The organism is Marinococcus tarijensis (assembly GCF_054971385.1).
The window spans coordinates 14027-29377 of the sequence record NZ_JBQOJA010000015.1 but is presented as its reverse complement, the minus strand read 5'-3'; the positions used below and the strand labels follow the sequence as shown (position 1 = coordinate 29377).

Genomic DNA, 15351 nt, shown 5'->3' with positions numbered 1-15351 from the left:
TTCACAAACAATTGACAAGATAGCGAACTTTTTTATCAATATCTCTAAATTTCACGACATATGTGATACATTAGTATCGGATGAACACGGTTGGGGGGAATAAAATGAAATCGGAAAATATCGAACGCACGGTTCAACAAGGATCCCTCGCTGCCCCGAAACAGGCACTTCGTAAAGTACTGGCGGAAACGATTAAAACCGGGATTATCAAATCCAATTTAATCGTTATGTTTGCAGGGATTACCCTTGCTTTATATATTCACAACATCGCTTTTTCCGAAAAAATCGGAGCGATAGTCCTTGCCACGCTTGGCTCAGGTCTTGTTATCGGCGCTGCCGGCACGTTTAACAACTTATACGACCGCGACATTGATAAGATCATGGACCGGACGAAGAACCGCCCTACGGCAACTGGCCGGATGCAGCTGAAAAATGCACTTATACTGGGAATTGTTATGACACTTGCAGGCTTAGGCTTCTTATATGCAGCTTCACCGCTCGCAGCCTTCTTCGGATTCACAGGCTTATTCTTTTACGTTGTTCCATATACAATGTGGAGCAAGAGGCGCACGATCTACAATACAGAGATTGGAAGTATTTCCGGAGCAGTGCCCCCGCTTATCGGCTGGGCAGCTATTTCCAATGACTTTTTCCATCCGGCAGCTCTCGGCCTTTTCGTTATTATGGTTTTATGGCAGATGCCGCACTTCTATGCCATCGCTATACGCAGACATGACGAATACAAAGCAGCAAATATCCCAATGCTTCCTGTTATCAAAGGAAACCGGCGGACCTATATCCAGACAAACGTATACCTTGTTCTGTTAACCCTCTCGAGCTTTCTTTTCCTTCCTGTCAGCAGCTTTATTGTTGGCGTATCCTTCGTCTTAAGCGCAGCCTGGCTTGCAGCAAGCTTCATATGCTACCAGCGGATGGACAGCAAAAAATGGGCAACTACTATGTTTATTTTTTCGCTGAACCATATGACGATTCTGTTCACCGTCGTAATTGGATATTCTCTCATTGCGCTGTTTTTTAACTAAAACATGTTCTGGTCCCAGCACGGACCCGGACATGTTTTTCTTTATCATAGTTTTTATGTGGATCCTGCAGGGTTTCATTCGAATTCCCTCCCAGAAATGTGATAATATATTCAATACCGGTGAAAACGTTGTCAAATTAACATAAAAAAAGAGGTGGATGATGACACAGCGCATAGCCTGGATCACAGACAGTACCAGTTCTATCGATGCAGAAACGGCCGCAAAATATAATATTCATATTGTTCCCTTATCTGTTGTGTTTGAAAATGAAAGCTATAAAGAAAATATTGAAATTACGACGGATGAATTTTATGAGCGGCTGCCGCATGAAGAAGTTTTCCCTACGACCAGCCAGCCATCTGTCGGCAGTTTTTCTGAACTGTTTGAACAGCTGAAGGATTCTTATGATGCAGGAATTGCCATACATATCAGCAGTCATTTAAGCGGTACTCTTCAGACAGCCCAGCTTGCGGCAGATATGACCGCATTTCCGCTCTTCACTGTGGATTCGAGGATGGGCGCCGGCAGCATCCGCCCGCTGCTGACGAGAGGCTCGCAATTAGCAGACGAAGGGTTGGCGCCGGAGGAAATACAGCAGCGGTTAACACAAATGGCAGGACATGCCAGAGGCTACCTGCTGCTCGGAAGCCTCGAACAGGCACATAAAGGCGGGAGAATCTCCCGCGGGAAGCTGATTCTTGGCACACTTTTGAAGATTCATCCTCTTCTTACCTTTGATAGCGGCCAGATTGTTCCTTTTGAGAAAATCCGTACCTGGAAGCGGGCGGAAAGCCGGCTGCTGCAAATTGCTAAAGAAGCCATAGCCTCCTATCAGGTCGAGGACATGAGTATTATTTATACGACAACGAAGGAAAAAGCAGAGACATGGAAAACAGAGCTGCAGGACCTCTCCCCCGGCCTCACGATTCACCTTTGCCCTCTCAGCCCGGTGATCGGTGTTCACGGCGGGGCTGAGACAATGGGGATCATGTGGTATGAATACGGATAAAAAGCTTGTGACTTTTCCTTCCAGGATCTATAATTAGACCAATCCGCACCATACTCTCATTTTGGAGGAAAACGACCGTGCAATTTAATCAGGAAAAAGCTGACGGCTCCTTATACGATTATTTGATTGAACATATAGATACGATGCGCGGCACATGGTCTGCCGATTCTTTTCCCGATCACTCTTCCGACGATTATACAGGTCAAAAGCTCGAAGAAATGAAAAAAGTGTTTGCCCAGGAGCTTATTCATGTATTTCGGGAGGAAGAAACCCAGTTTTACGAGCATTTTGAAGAAAAAATCAGTGACATCGTGGAAGAAAATAAAGAAATGTGGCAGCCAATGCTGACCATTCAGGAAGAGTTCACCTATTACCGCAACGCCATTTTAGAACAGATCCGCCTGTTTGTTCATCAATATGAGGAATCAATTCCCATCGATCACGTGCTCGACTGGCAGCGCAAAGCACTCCAGGCTTTCGATTACGCCGGGCGGGCGTTCACGAAGGAAGCCATTTATCATATGAACGAACAGATGCAGCTGAAAGAGGCAATGATCCTGGAGCTTTCCTCCCCAATCATTTTGATTCAAAAGAAAACCGGCCTCCTTCCGCTTATTGGCCATATCGATGAACAACGGGGACAGGTTATTGTGGAGCATACGTTAAAGCAATGCACCGAGAGCGAATTAACACGTCTGTATATTGACCTTTCCGGTGTTCGTGACATCACCACATTCGTTGCCCAGCGCATCATGCAGCTTGCCACCGCCTTAAAGCTGGTCGGGGTGGAAACTACACTGTGCGGCATGCGCCCGGAGATGGCCCAGACGGCTGTCCAGCTTGGCATCAGCTTTAAAGACATTGATATCGTTTCCGAGCTGACCCATGCACTGCGGACAAACTACGCTTTATAAAACACAAGCCTCTGAGCTTCTAAAATGTTCAGAGGCTTTGCTCTGCCAATTATTTAAGCAAGGCAAAACTATATATGCGATGACCGATTTTATACATATTTCATTTCCTGCCTCTTCATTCAGCCCGTATATGACATTTGTCATTTTTTCTCCCTGACGTCTATGACTTACAGACGGAGTCAAAATTTTATATTCTATTAATAGAGACACACCCCATAAAGCAGGGAGCGATTAACCATGAGCAGACAAGAACAAATGCAATTGAAAAAAAGTGCTGCCCCTTACGCACATTCTGACCATAAAGCAAGTATTATTCAGCTATGCAACTCCATTCTTCCTTTCTTAGCCCTTTGGGCGCTTGCATACGCAGCTTACTCCATCTCTCCTTTTATCACTGTTGCCCTCGCCATTATCGCTGGAGGCTTTGTCGTTCGTACGTTCATCATCTTTCACGACTGCACCCATGGTTCATTTTTCAAAAGCAGTAAAGCGAATGACCGGATTGGCACGTTAACCGGAATCATTACTCACTTCTCTTACGCAAAATGGAAAAGAAGCCATATGATGCACCACTCCACCAGCGGCAACCTCGACAAACGGGGTACCGGAGATGTTTGGGTCATGACCGTCGAGGAGTACCAAAACGCCAGCAAATGGCTCAGACTCAGCTACCGCTTGTACCGCAACCCGTTCGTGCTTTTCTTTTTAGGTCCGTTTTACCTGTTTCTTGTTGAGAACCGCTTCAACCGTAAAGGTGCCAAACGAAAAGAACGCCTGAACACGTATTTCACCAATATTTCTATTGTAGTTATTTACGCTTTGTTAATCTGGCTTGTCGGCTGGGCTGCCTTTTTCACCATTCAGATTCCTATGCTTTTCACAGCAGGGTTTCTCGGCATCTGGTTATTTTATGTCCAACACACGTTTGAAGACTCCTACTTTGAAAACGAAGACAAATGGGACTTTGTAAAAGCTGCAGTAGACGGAAGCTCTTACTACGAGCTTCCAAAAGTGCTTCAGTGGATTACCGGCAATATCGGCTACCATCACGTGCATCACCTCAGCCCGCGTGTACCGAACTATAATTTGGCAAAAACCCACGAAAACATTGAACCGTTGCAGCAGGCTACAAAGATTACTCTTGGTACAAGCCTCACATCCATTAAGTTCCGTTTGTACGATGAAACAAACAAAACGTTTGTCAGCTTTAAGGAAGCAAACATCCGAAGCAAAAGACAGGCAGAGGCTTCTAGAGCCTCTTCAGCACCGGCGGATAAAAAGTCTTAAAATCAAACCCTTCTCTGTTACAGAGAGGGGTTTGTTATACTTAATATAAAGAAATGATATGCCTCATGAAAAAGGAGCCTGTTTATGCAGAACTGGTTCGATATATTCCCAAAAAGCACAGGCCTCAGCCTGTATGCCTGGATCATTTTCTGTTTGCTGCCATTTTATTTTATTATCCGCTCTGCTACCTACTTTGAAATTATCCTCGGCGTCTTTATGATTCTTCTGTTCTTTACAACCTATCGTTTATCCTTCATTAAAAAGGGCTGGACGGTTTATCTATCTGTGAGCATTGAAATGCTGATCAGCATCGGAATGACCCTTTATTTCGGTTATGTTTATTTTTCCCTGTTTTTAGCTTTCTTTATCGGTAATATCCAGCATAAAGCCGGTTTCATCACTTTATACGTTCTCCACCTTATTACTACCCTGACCGCTGTTATTATAGGCTTTTACGTTCAAAATGAACTATTCATGATGCAGCTTCCCTTTATTGCGATCAGTGTTATCGGCGTCATTCTTCTTCCTTTTAACATCTACAACCGGAACAAGCGCGAAAAGCTCGAAATTGAGCTTCACGAGGCTAACCAACGCATTTCCCAGCTCGTGGTTCTTGAAGAGAGGCAGCGGATTGCCAGAGACCTGCATGATACTCTTGGACAGAAGCTCTCTCTGATCGGTTTAAAAAGTGAACTCGCAGGAAAATTAATAGATACTAAACCTGAACGGACCCAGGCGGAATTAACAGACATTCATCAGACTGCACGCACCGCCTTAAAAGAAGTGCGGGAGCTTGTTTCAGACATGAAAGGTGCAAAACTGAACGACGAGCTCCTGCGTGTGGAAGAGATTCTTCAGGCCGCCGGTATTACTCTTCATGTAACGGGAAGCGCCAGCTTTAACGAAGCTCCGCCTCTCATTGAGAACGTGCTCAGCATGTGTTTAAAGGAAGCTGTAACTAACGTTGTCAAACACAGTGAAGCAGCAAACTGTTATATTACGATCGATCAATCAACCACCAGCCTTTCCCTTACAGTCGAGGATGACGGCAAAGGCATGTCCTCTGATCAGAAATCCTGGTCCGAAAGCGGCCTGCAGGGTATTAAGGAGCGCCTCGGGTTCATCAACGGCCAGTTTAATTATTATTCTTCAGGAGGTACAAAGCTTGATATTCAAGTCCCCCTCGTGGTTCAGCAAATTAAATGAAGGAGCCGTCAGCAATGATAAGAATAGTGATCGTGGAGGATCAGCAGATGCTTTTAGGAGCGCTTGGTTCTCTTCTTGATTTAGAGGAAGATATGGAAGTAGTAGGTAAAGCAGAGAACGGGCAGGAGGCTTTGAGCCTTATTGATAAAGAACAGCCGGATATATGCATTATGGATATTGAAATGCCGGTAAAAAGCGGGTTAGAGGCTGCAGAGGAACTAAAGGAAAGCACGTGCAAAATTATTATTCTCACCACCTTCGCCCGTACCGGTTATTTTGAACGGGCCCGAAAAGCGGGAATCAGCGGCTATCTTTTGAAGGACAGCCCGAGTGAAGAGTTGGCTCAGTCTATCCGCATTATTATGAGCGGCAGAAAAGTCTATTCCCCTGATTTAGTGGATCTTGCCTATAACACTGGCGCTGCCCTTACTAAACGGGAAGAAGAAGTGCTCGCTTTAATCGCAGAGGGGAAAAGCACTACAGCCATCGCCCGGCAGCTTTCCCTTACCAACGGTACTGTAAGAAACTATATTTCAGTTATTTTCGATAAGCTTGAAGTAAGCAACCGTGTGGAAGCCGTCACTAAATTTCAGGAATTGAAGCATTAAAGACCGCCTGCTGCTTCGACTTGCATATGCAGCAGGCTTCTGCTATACTATTTTTATACCATATACATGTATGGGTATAAAAAGAAAGGGGAATTCACATGATCGCAACGCTTCCTCGCATTAATGAACTGGCGAGAAAAAAGGTGAATCAGGGACTGACTGTACAAGAGCAGCAGGAGCAAAAGCAGCTTCGTGAAGAGTACCTTCAGATGATCCGCGGATCAATGGAAGCGACTCTGCTTACCACCACCGTGCAGGACCCGGAAGGTAACGATGTAACACCGGATAAATTAAAAAACATTCAATCCTAAAAGGCGCCTGATATAAAAGCCGGCACGCTAAATAAAACAGCGTGCCGGCTTAATTTTATTCTTTTTGCGGACGTTCACTGAGTGTACTGAAGGCTGTGAGTCCAAAAACAGTCGTAATAAACATAATAAACCCCATCGGAACAGCCGTTGTTTCATCAATACCGGCAAGTGGGGAAACTATCGAACCAATCAGGAGCGGAAGCATGCCGAGCAGCGCACTTGCACTCCCTGCCCGGTGGCCCTGTTTGGCAATCGCCAGTGTAAACGAGCTTGTCAGCACCATACCCATCGCTGTCATATAAATGAAGATGGGAATGACAAGCAGCGCAAGCGGTCCTTCAATGATTGTCATCACGAGAAGAAAAGAACTCGCGCTCACCGCCGTGATTACAGCCGTGCGCAGCAGTTTGCGTTCAGCAATAATGCCTGCCAGCCGGCCGATTAAAAAGCTGCCGGTGATAATCGCCAGACCGTTGATGCCAAATAACACACTGAATACCTGGGCAGAAACCCCGTAGATCTCCTGATACACAAATGGCGTGCCGGAAACGTAAGCAAAGCTGCCGCCGTGCACGAAGCCAAGCGTTAAGGCATAGCCTATAAAAGAACGATCCTTCCACAGATCACCAATAGTGCGGATCGTATATTTGAGTGAACTAGGCGTCCTTCTTTCCTCCGGAAGGGTCTCCTCGAGCCGAAAACCAATCGTAACGACGATGGCAAGCCCAACGAACGCCAGAAAAAGAAAAATTGTCGACCAGTTTGAAAACGGAAGAAGCAAAATAGCTCCCCCGATCATCGGTGCTGCCATCGGGGCGATAGCATTAATAACCATCAATAAGGAAAAGAACTTAGTCAGCTCCCGGCCGCTGAAAATGTCCCTTACGACCGCCCGTGAAACGACAATACCGGCAGAAGCGGTTAAGCCCTGCAGCAGCCGCGCAGCAATCAATATGTATATATTCGGTGCGATTGCACAAATAAACGAGGCAGCCGCAAACAACGTGATAGAAACCAGCAGCGGCTTTCTTCTTCCCTTCGCATCACTAATCGGCCCGACAATCACCTGACCAACTGCAAGCCCTACAAGACAGGCAGTTAAACTAAGCTGCACCATCGAAGCGCGGGCGTTCAAATCTGCCGCTATTCCCGGGAAGCTTGGCAGGTACATATCAATATTGAGCGGTCCAAGGATCGCAAGCATACTAAGAATTAACGCCAGCCCGATCCGCTCTTTTCCTTTTGGATTTTGAATCATATATAAGGCACACCTTTCTGCTTGAGATAACCGTGCATTCGCATACAATTTTACATTTTCTGCATACGTTAGTTATTCTATCCCGTTTCCCTGCTCATGTACACCTCATTTCGCCATCAATTCTCAAGTGTCAGCATAAGAGCTGATTATTCTGGCTTTACTCCATAACAGATATTCCAACGGGAAACACTACGCCTAATACGATCGTGAACACAATCATAGAATACGTTAGAAAAGCGAACCTGGGGCGGTGTTCATTGCCAATAATATGATTGAGATGAATTTCCATAAAAATAAGTGTTAACAGTCCTGAAGCAGCTTTTAAAAATATAGCAGGAAAATCCGGCGTCAGTCCTATGAGCAGCCCGCCAGAAATTAGTCCCGGCAAATATGCGCCCCGGAGTGTGTAATGTACTCCTAAAGCAAATTTGTTTCTTCCTGTCTGATAAAAGATATTCGCAGAAACAAACAACACGAGCAGGAGGGCTATCAATGAAAGGTGAGCCGTAACAAGGAATTGCACTATTTGCGGTGTCATTTTCTCTTCCTTTCTTAACTTTAATTCACAACGCTTCCACTATACTAAAGAAAATTTCATTTGACGAAGTTTATAATTTTATATAACAGTATTGATATTTTCATAACTGTTATAATACAATGATAGTATATCCTGGGAGCAGCTTTTTTCTGTTCCCTTACTTTAAAGGAGGAATAGTATGACGACATATCGATCAGCAGGCAGCCTTCATGTGCACCCTTCTTTATATCAATTTATTAACGAAGAAGTGCTTCCCGGTTCCGGTTTGGAACAAAAACAATTTTGGCAGGACTTCGGACAGATTGTTCACGATTTGACTCCTGAAAACGAAGTGCTTCTGCACACGAGGGACAACCTGCAGAATCAGATTCATGAATGGCACCAGGCTCACTCACGGTGGGACCCGGATCAGTACCGGACGTTTCTCGAAAGCATCGGCTACCTTGAACCAGGGCCGGGCGATTTTCAAATTGCGACTGAGCAAACGGACGAAGAAATATCCATGCAGGCCGGGCCGCAGCTTGTCGTTCCCATCAGCAATGAACGGTTCGCCATTAATGCTGCCAACGCCCGTTGGGGGAGTCTTTACGACTCTTTATATGGAAGCGATATCATCAATGACGAAGGCGGGGCGGAGCAGCAGAAAGCCTATAACCCCGTACGCGGAGAAAAAGTCGTTGCTTATGCCAAACAATTTTTAGATGAATACTTTCCTCTGCAGAGCCATTCCCACAAGAGTGCCACCAGCTACTCGATCGAAAATGGCCGCCTCGAGGTTTCTTTCCAGGATGGCAGCAAGGATCAGCTTCAATATCCTGAACAATTTGCAGGTTACCAGGGAGCGAGTGCCCAGCCGGTAGCTGTTCTTTTAAAGCATCACCGGCTGCACATCGAAATTCAAATTGATTACGGCCACCCGATTGGCAGGACCGATCCAGCCGGGGTAAAGGATGTAGTCGTTGAATCTGCGCTTACGACCATTATGGATTGCGAGGATTCTGTAGCTGCTGTAGATGCTGAAGATAAAACACTGGTTTACCGCAACTGGCTCGGTCTCATTAAAGGAGATATTAACGCCCAGTTTCAAAAAGGCGATAAAACAGTGACACGCATTATGAATCCGGATCGCAGCTACACCTCTCCTGCAGGCGAAGAATTTACTCTGTCAGGTCGTTCTCTGATGCTGAACCGGAACGTCGGTCATTTGATGACTACCGACGCCATATTAAATGAAAAGGAAGAAGAAATTCCTGAAGGTATTATGGACGGTGTTATTACAAGTCTTATCGCCAAACATGACCTGCTTGGGAACGGAAAACACAAAAATTCCCGCGAAGGTTCCATCTATATTGTAAAGCCAAAAATGCACGGTTCTAAAGAAGCTGCCTTTGCAAACAAACTGTTTGACCGTATTGAAGACATGCTCCACCTGGAACGCCATACCTTAAAAATAGGCGTTATGGACGAGGAACGAAGAACAACGATTAACCTGAAAGCATGCATCAAGGAAGTAAAAGACCGGGTAATGTTCATTAACACAGGCTTTCTGGACCGGACCGGTGATGAAATTCACACCTCCATGGAGGCAGGGCCGATGATCCGGAAAGGCGAAATGAAAACCTCTGTCTGGCTCGGAAGCTACGAAAAATCAAACGTACAGACTGGACTTGCCGCCGGCTTCGAACAGCGTGCCCAGATCGGTAAAGGTATGTGGGCGATGCCCGAGCAGTTGGCAGCGATGATGGATCAAAAAGATGGACAGTTAAAAGCCGGGGCCTCCACCGCATGGGTGCCGTCACCAACGGCCGCCACGCTGCATGCTCTCCATTATCACCAGGTCGATGTCCCGGAGGTTCAAAAAGATTTAAAGCAGATATCCGAATCCCATCTTGATTCTATTTTAACTATACCCACTGCCCCTAGTGCCGACTGGTCATCCGCTGAGGTACAGGAGGAACTCGATAATAACGCTCAGGGCATTCTTGGATATGTTGTACGCTGGGTGGAGCTTGGCATCGGGTGCTCTAAAGTGCCTGACATCAACAACGTTGCTCTTATGGAAGATCGGGCAACGCTTCGCATCTCCAGCCAGCATATTGCCAACTGGCTTCACCATCACATTTGCTCCAGGCAGCAGGTAATGGATACATTCAAACGAATGGCCGCTGTTGTAGATGAACAAAACGCCCAGGACCCCGAATACCGCCCGATGAGCCCGGACTTTGAACAGTCAACCGCCTTTCAGGCCGCATGCGATTTAGTATTCCAGGGGTACAATCAGCCAAACGGCTATACCGAGCCTATCCTGCATAGACGACGCAGAGAAGCTAAGAATCGTTCAAAAGCAGAGACCAAATAATTTCTTTCCCGCTGCCTCAGGCCTTCCATTGTATGGAAAACCTGAGGCTTTTTTGTCCCCGCCTTCAGTTACTTCTTTTACATATGTATACAGCAAAAAAGCCGGCGCCCTGCTGTAACGCGGGGTACCGGCCGTATCTTTTCTGTTATTCTTCAGTTTTACTTAAGCAGTGATCGCACTGGATCATTGGTGTTTCCTGATGCTCTGTCATTTCGCCTCCGCAGTCGCTGCAAATCATTGTCGGCATTTCGCTTTGATACTCCATCGTCGTTTCTCTCATTGGAAAAACCTCCTTATGATTTTAAATATTTACCGGCTGAACTGACTTGATTCTGTAGAGCCCTTCATCGCAGTCGTGGATGATTTTCCGCTCGAAATGGTAGTTGCTACCTGGTCGAAGTATCCTGTACCAACCTCACGCTGGTGGCGCGTTGCGGTGTAGCCATGGTCTTCGTTGGCAAATTCCTTTTGCTGAAGCTCGGAATAAGCACCCATGCCGCGCTCCTTATAGCCGCCAGCCAGTTCAAACATACTGTTGTTAAGAGCGTGAAAGCCGGCCAGAGTAACAAACTGGAACTTGTAGCCCATCTCGCCCAGCCGCTCCTGGAAGGTTTCAATTTCCTCGTCACTCAGCTTTGCTTTCCAGTTAAAGGAAGGCGAGCAATTATAGGCAAGCATCTTTCCCGGAAATTTTTCGTGAATCGCATCTGCAAATTTCTGTGCTTCCTCAAGGTTTGGTTCAGAGGTCTCGCACCAGACAAGATCGGCGTACGGTGCATAAGCAAGACCTCTTGCAATCGCCTGGTCCAGCCCGTTATTTGTACGGTAGAAGCCTTCCTCGGTCCGTTCGTTGCTTCGGATAAATGAGTGATCATAGGCGTCAATGTCACTTGTAAGCAGATCGGCCGCATTCGCATCGGTTCTGGCCACGATAATTGTAGGCACTCCCATTACGTCTGCTGCGAGTCTTGCAGAGATGAGATTCTGGATAGCGGTGCTCGTCGGTATCAATACCTTTCCGCCCAGATGGCCGCATTTCTTTTCAGAGGCAAGCTGGTCTTCAAAATGAACACCGGCGGCTCCCGCTTCGATCATCGATTTAGTTAATTCGAACACGTTCAGCCGTCCGCCAAATCCTGCTTCCCCGTCGGCTACGATTGGAGCAAAAAAGTTTGTTTCATCATTTCCTTCAAGATGCTCAATCTGATCGGCACGCTGCAGTGCCTGATTGATACGTTGTACTACGTGTGGCACGCTGTTGGCCGGATATAAGCTCTGGTCCGGATACATATGGCCGGAAAGATTTGCGTCAGCGGCAACCTGCCAGCCGCTTAAATAAATCGCTTTCAATCCTGCTTTCACCTGCTGCACGGCCTGATTGCCGGTAAGTGCCCCAAGCGCCCGTACGAACGGATCCTCCTGCATTAAATTCCAAAGACGATTCGCCCCCATATCAGCGAGTGTATATTCTACTTTGATCGAACCACGAAGCTTCAACACATCCTCTGCTGAATACGGGCGTGTAATTCCTTTCCACCGTTCCTCGTTCTCCCATGCTTCTTCCATCTGCTTTACATCTTCCTGACGAATCATATGTCTCTCTCCTTTTTCTTCAGATTAAACAAATTTGAAATGCAGCTGCGTTTTCTGTTATAGTACAATTTGTTTTGTTGAGACTATATTATAACAGTATCTAATTTTCGTCAACTGTTTTATAATACTTTTTTGAAATTTTTATTTACCTTTGTATGAAAGGTTCATGCTGCCCAATTTAAAAGGAATTCTTTCTTAAATGATAATTCACTTAAAATTTCCTCTGTATTAATACAGAATAATGATTTTTTTAAAAGAAGGCTTTTACCTTAAAGCCTCCAGGTTTCGAAAAACTTACAGCCTTTTTCATTGACGAAACCAACCGGTTCTACTATGATATGTTCTTTGTGTCGGGCTGCTGAAAATCGATTTCCCAGTCCTGGCGTTTTCTCTGCCCACATAAACCTTTACTACGTATATAAAAGAAAGTAGGAATATTTGTGTCTTCACAACCCCCAAATCATTGGAAAAACAATGACTGGCCGGTCACACTTCTCAGTGGTGGACTGTTGATTTTATTTGTCGTTTTTTCTTTAATTAACGCAGAAGCTGTCGGCCAGTTTGTCACGACCACCTTTAACTGGGCTGTTGCCTTTTTCGGAGCTTTTTGGCAGATTCTTTTACTTGCCACTTTTTTCATCGGACTCTATATCGGCTTTTCGAAATACGGACGTGTACGCCTTGGCAATTTAGCAGAACCGGAATTCAGCTATTTTAAATGGCTTTCCATCATTATGTGTACCCTGCTGGCCGGCGGCGGAGTTTTCTGGGCCGCCGCGGAGCCTATTTATCATTTTATGGATCTTCCACCGGTATTTTCCGGGCTGGAAAGCAGTTCCTCCGAAGCAATACAGCCCGCGCTCGCTCAAAGCTTTCTGCACTGGGGTTTTCTCGCCTGGGCTATCCTTGGAACACTGAGCACCATAGTATTAATGCATGCTCATTATGATAAAGGCATGCCTCTTCGTCCGCGGACGCTTCTTTATCCGGTTTTCGGGGAAAAAATTGCTGTTCACAGTCCGCTTGGCACTATCGTGGATGTGTGTTCAATCGTTTCGGTCGCTGCCGGCACTATCGGACCTATTGGCTTTTTAGGCACCCAGGCAGGCTATGGTTTTGAGACCCTCATGGGAATCCCGAACAATTATCCGACACAGTTTATGATTATTGCCGGCCTTGTAGCTGTTGCTTCTATATCCGCTGTCACCGGTATTCATAAAGGAATTCAGCTTTTGAGCCGGTTCAATGTATGGTTTACGATTGTTCTGATTTTATTTATATTGCTTATTGGCCCGGGCGGCTTCATTTTAGACGCCTTTATCTCATCGTTCGGGGTTTATACGCAGGAATTTGCACAGATGAGCAGCTTTCGCGGAAACAATGATTGGCTCGGTTTGTGGACGATCTTTTTCTGGGGATGGTTTTTAGGCTATGGGCCGATGATGGCCATTTTCATTACGAGAATTTCCCGGGGCAGAACCATCCGGCAGCTGATTCTCGCCGTGTCTATCATCGCTCCTCTTGTCACAAACTTCTGGTTTACCATCGTTGGCGGTACGGGCATCTTTTATGAATTAAACAACCCGGGCTCGGTTTCGGATGCCCTGTTTGAATCGGGCATGCCTGCTTCAATGATGGCAATCGTGCAGCAGCTGCCGCTCGGAACCTTTATCGCTTTCTGTTTTCTGTTAGTCACTATTCTTTTCGTTGTGACCACGACGGATTCTATGTCCTACACAATTTCAATTGTAGTCAGTGACAGCGAGGAGCCTCATTCTGCCATTCGTGTTTTCTGGGTGGTTATTATGGGAGCCGTAGCTGCCTGCCTGTTGTTTATCGGTGAAGGCAGCGTGGACGCCCTGCAGTCATTTATTGTGGTAACCGCCGTCCCCGTCTCCCTTATTCTGCTGCCAACGCTCTGGCTTGCGCCGAAAGCAGCCAAAGCAATGGCCCAAAAGCAGGGAATTACACCATCCTCTTCTATAGAGACTGAAACAAAAAAAGAAGCACAGTAATATGCCGCAGAGAAAGGGACATCTCCTTTTCTCTGCTTTTTTATGTTTTTTTCAACAATTTCTTTCGGAATCCGATAAAATAGAGAGAACATAAAGCTATACAAGCGTATGTTTTGAATAGGAGGACCTAAGATCATGAATCAATGCTCCAGCTGCACAGCACTGCCTGATTTGGAATCTTCCGGGTATCTGTTGTTCACCCACACAACCTTCAGTGTGCTCCGTGAGCTTCATTATCACATGCTCCAAAACGGTTACAATTCCTACACTCAGGATAATACGCTTCATTACTACTATTCTGCCGTTCAGACACTCGGCCCTTTTCTGGATTTCATTGAACGCACCCTTCCCGGAGACCTAGCCGGGCTAAAGGGCACCTGGACAGGTAAAGATCAACAGACCCATGCGAACATGATTAATTTCCACCAGCTGAAGGAGCGGATTTCCCGCCCCTCGTTTATGACTGTCATCAATAATCAGCAGTTCACTCACCACATGCAGCCGATTATTCAATTGAACATCGGTGAAGTAATGGGATACGAATTTCTCATGCGACCGCATGCAGACGCTGCCCAGTTCCGGCCGGATCAGCTGTTTTCATTTTCCCAGCAGAGCGGCCTTCAGTCGCTTTTAGACAACCGGGCACGCATTGCTTCTATTAAAACAAGTGCCAAATACCTAAAGCCTGGGATCAAACGGTTTATTAACTTCCTGCCTTCTTCGATTTACGACCCGGAGCACTGCCTTCTTTCTACGTTTGCCACAGCGAGAAGCTCTGGCGTTTCAATGAACGACCTTGTGTTTGAAGTCGTGGAAACGGAAAAGTTTGATAATCTCGAACACCTGCTCCGTATTTTTCAAACCTTTCAATCGTACGGTGTACGCGTTGCTTTAGATGATCTTGGCTCCGGCTATTCGACGATTGATGTTATGGAGGAGCTGCAGCCGCATTACGTAAAAATCGACCGTTCACTTGTCGACCATTGCGATCAGGACATGAAAAAGCAGCAGCGACTGGAAAAAATCGTTTCACGCGCGGGCAGCTACGGTATTATTACGCTAGCCGAGGGAATTGAGCGTTCTGAAGAATTAAACTGTGTGCGCGAGCTTGGATTTGACCTGGCCCAGGGGTATCTGATCGGAAAACCAAAAGCAGTACCCGAATCCCCTTTATTTCCCGGGCAATAAAAAGGACCGACGCTGAAAAGCC

General features: G+C 46.2%; 14 protein-coding genes. 10 read left to right on the top strand and 4 right to left on the bottom strand.

The window, feature by feature from the left end; all coding sequences use genetic code 11:
* The first annotated feature begins 104 nt into the window (after positions 1 to 104).
* From cyoE to ACTTK7_RS09930, 7 genes are all read left to right on the top strand, one after another.
* The gene (gene cyoE / locus ACTTK7_RS09960) at positions 105 to 1043 is read left to right on the top strand and encodes a heme o synthase (protein WP_462867839.1); all 939 of its coding nucleotides are present in this window, start codon (positions 105 to 107) and stop codon (positions 1041 to 1043) included.
* 160 nt (positions 1044 to 1203) lie between these two features.
* Positions 1204 to 2052, top strand: a complete 849-nt coding sequence (locus ACTTK7_RS09955; protein ID WP_462867837.1) for a DegV family protein — start codon at positions 1204 to 1206, stop codon at positions 2050 to 2052.
* 77 nt (positions 2053 to 2129) lie between these two features.
* Positions 2130 to 2966 carry an STAS domain-containing protein gene (locus ACTTK7_RS09950; RefSeq protein ID WP_462867835.1) on the top strand — a complete coding sequence of 279 codons (837 nt, stop codon included), beginning with the start codon at positions 2130 to 2132 and terminating at the stop codon, positions 2964 to 2966.
* Between the two features lie 237 nt (positions 2967 to 3203).
* Complete coding sequence (desA, locus tag ACTTK7_RS09945) at positions 3204 to 4253, top strand: Delta(5) desaturase DesA (RefSeq protein WP_462867833.1); 1050 nt, start codon at positions 3204 to 3206, stop codon at positions 4251 to 4253.
* A gap of 84 nt (positions 4254 to 4337) precedes the next feature.
* Positions 4338 to 5459 carry a sensor histidine kinase gene (locus tag ACTTK7_RS09940; RefSeq protein WP_462867832.1) on the top strand — a complete coding sequence of 374 codons (1122 nt, stop codon included), beginning with the start codon at positions 4338 to 4340 and terminating at the stop codon, positions 5457 to 5459.
* 14 nt (positions 5460 to 5473) lie between these two features.
* On the top strand, positions 5474 to 6067 hold the full coding sequence (locus ACTTK7_RS09935; protein ID WP_462867830.1) for a response regulator: 594 nt from the start codon (positions 5474 to 5476) through the stop codon (positions 6065 to 6067).
* 98 nt (positions 6068 to 6165) lie between these two features.
* Positions 6166 to 6378 (top strand): DUF896 domain-containing protein, encoded by a 213-nt coding sequence (locus ACTTK7_RS09930; protein ID WP_322526655.1) that lies wholly within the window; start codon positions 6166 to 6168, stop codon positions 6376 to 6378.
* 55 nt (positions 6379 to 6433) lie between these two features.
* Here ACTTK7_RS09930 and ACTTK7_RS09925 read toward each other — a convergent pair whose 3' ends face one another.
* Entirely contained in the window at positions 6434 to 7636 is a 1203-nt protein-coding gene (locus ACTTK7_RS09925; RefSeq protein WP_462867828.1) for a Bcr/CflA family efflux MFS transporter, read from the bottom strand.
* Between the two features lie 157 nt (positions 7637 to 7793).
* Positions 7794 to 8174, bottom strand: coding sequence for a DUF1516 family protein (locus ACTTK7_RS09920; RefSeq protein WP_462867826.1), 381 nt, complete (start codon positions 8172 to 8174; stop codon positions 7794 to 7796).
* 178 nt (positions 8175 to 8352) lie between these two features.
* On the opposite strand from ACTTK7_RS09920, the gene ACTTK7_RS09915 reads away from it, so the two are divergent.
* Complete coding sequence (locus ACTTK7_RS09915; protein ID WP_462867825.1) at positions 8353 to 10533, top strand: malate synthase G; 2181 nt, start codon at positions 8353 to 8355, stop codon at positions 10531 to 10533.
* Positions 10534 to 10678: 145 nt separating this feature from the next.
* On the opposite strand, the gene ACTTK7_RS09910 is transcribed toward ACTTK7_RS09915, so the two are convergent.
* Together ACTTK7_RS09910 and aceA are read right to left on the bottom strand one after the other, a co-directional pair.
* Entirely contained in the window at positions 10679 to 10813 is a 135-nt protein-coding gene (locus tag ACTTK7_RS09910) for a primosomal protein N' (protein WP_143030971.1), read from the bottom strand.
* A gap of 29 nt (positions 10814 to 10842) precedes the next feature.
* Complete coding sequence (aceA, locus tag ACTTK7_RS09905) at positions 10843 to 12126, bottom strand: isocitrate lyase (protein WP_298784703.1); 1284 nt, start codon at positions 12124 to 12126, stop codon at positions 10843 to 10845.
* A 440-nt stretch (positions 12127 to 12566) separates the two neighbouring features.
* Between aceA and ACTTK7_RS09900 the strand changes: the two genes are divergently transcribed.
* Positions 12567 to 14141, top strand: a complete 1575-nt coding sequence (locus ACTTK7_RS09900; RefSeq protein ID WP_462867822.1) for a BCCT family transporter — start codon at positions 12567 to 12569, stop codon at positions 14139 to 14141.
* A 135-nt stretch (positions 14142 to 14276) separates the two neighbouring features.
* Complete coding sequence (locus ACTTK7_RS09895) at positions 14277 to 15329, top strand: EAL domain-containing protein (RefSeq protein WP_462867820.1); 1053 nt, start codon at positions 14277 to 14279, stop codon at positions 15327 to 15329.
* Positions 15330 to 15351: the final 22 nt, after the last annotated feature.

Excerpts from the sequence above, each read along its gene's own strand:
- cyoE (WP_462867839.1), top strand. The coding sequence starts at position 105 with ATGAAATCGGAAAATATCGAACGCACGGTTCAACAAGGATCCCTCGCT.
- ACTTK7_RS09955 (WP_462867837.1), top strand. The coding sequence starts at position 1,204 with ATGACACAGCGCATAGCCTGGATCACAGACAGTACCAGTTCTATCGAT.
- desA (WP_462867833.1), top strand. The coding sequence starts at position 3,204 with ATGAGCAGACAAGAACAAATGCAATTGAAAAAAAGTGCTGCCCCTTAC.
- ACTTK7_RS09940 (WP_462867832.1), top strand. The coding sequence starts at position 4,338 with ATGCAGAACTGGTTCGATATATTCCCAAAAAGCACAGGCCTCAGCCTG.
- ACTTK7_RS09935 (WP_462867830.1), top strand. The coding sequence starts at position 5,474 with ATGATAAGAATAGTGATCGTGGAGGATCAGCAGATGCTTTTAGGAGCG.
- ACTTK7_RS09930 (WP_322526655.1), top strand. The coding sequence starts at position 6,166 with ATGATCGCAACGCTTCCTCGCATTAATGAACTGGCGAGAAAAAAGGTG.
- ACTTK7_RS09925 (WP_462867828.1), bottom strand. The coding sequence starts at position 7,636 with ATGATTCAAAATCCAAAAGGAAAAGAGCGGATCGGGCTGGCGTTAATT.
- ACTTK7_RS09920 (WP_462867826.1), bottom strand. The coding sequence starts at position 8,174 with ATGACACCGCAAATAGTGCAATTCCTTGTTACGGCTCACCTTTCATTG.
- ACTTK7_RS09915 (WP_462867825.1), top strand. The coding sequence starts at position 8,353 with ATGACGACATATCGATCAGCAGGCAGCCTTCATGTGCACCCTTCTTTA.
- ACTTK7_RS09910 (WP_143030971.1), bottom strand. The coding sequence starts at position 10,813 with ATGAGAGAAACGACGATGGAGTATCAAAGCGAAATGCCGACAATGATT.
- aceA (WP_298784703.1), bottom strand. The coding sequence starts at position 12,126 with ATGATTCGTCAGGAAGATGTAAAGCAGATGGAAGAAGCATGGGAGAAC.
- ACTTK7_RS09895 (WP_462867820.1), top strand. The coding sequence starts at position 14,277 with ATGAATCAATGCTCCAGCTGCACAGCACTGCCTGATTTGGAATCTTCC.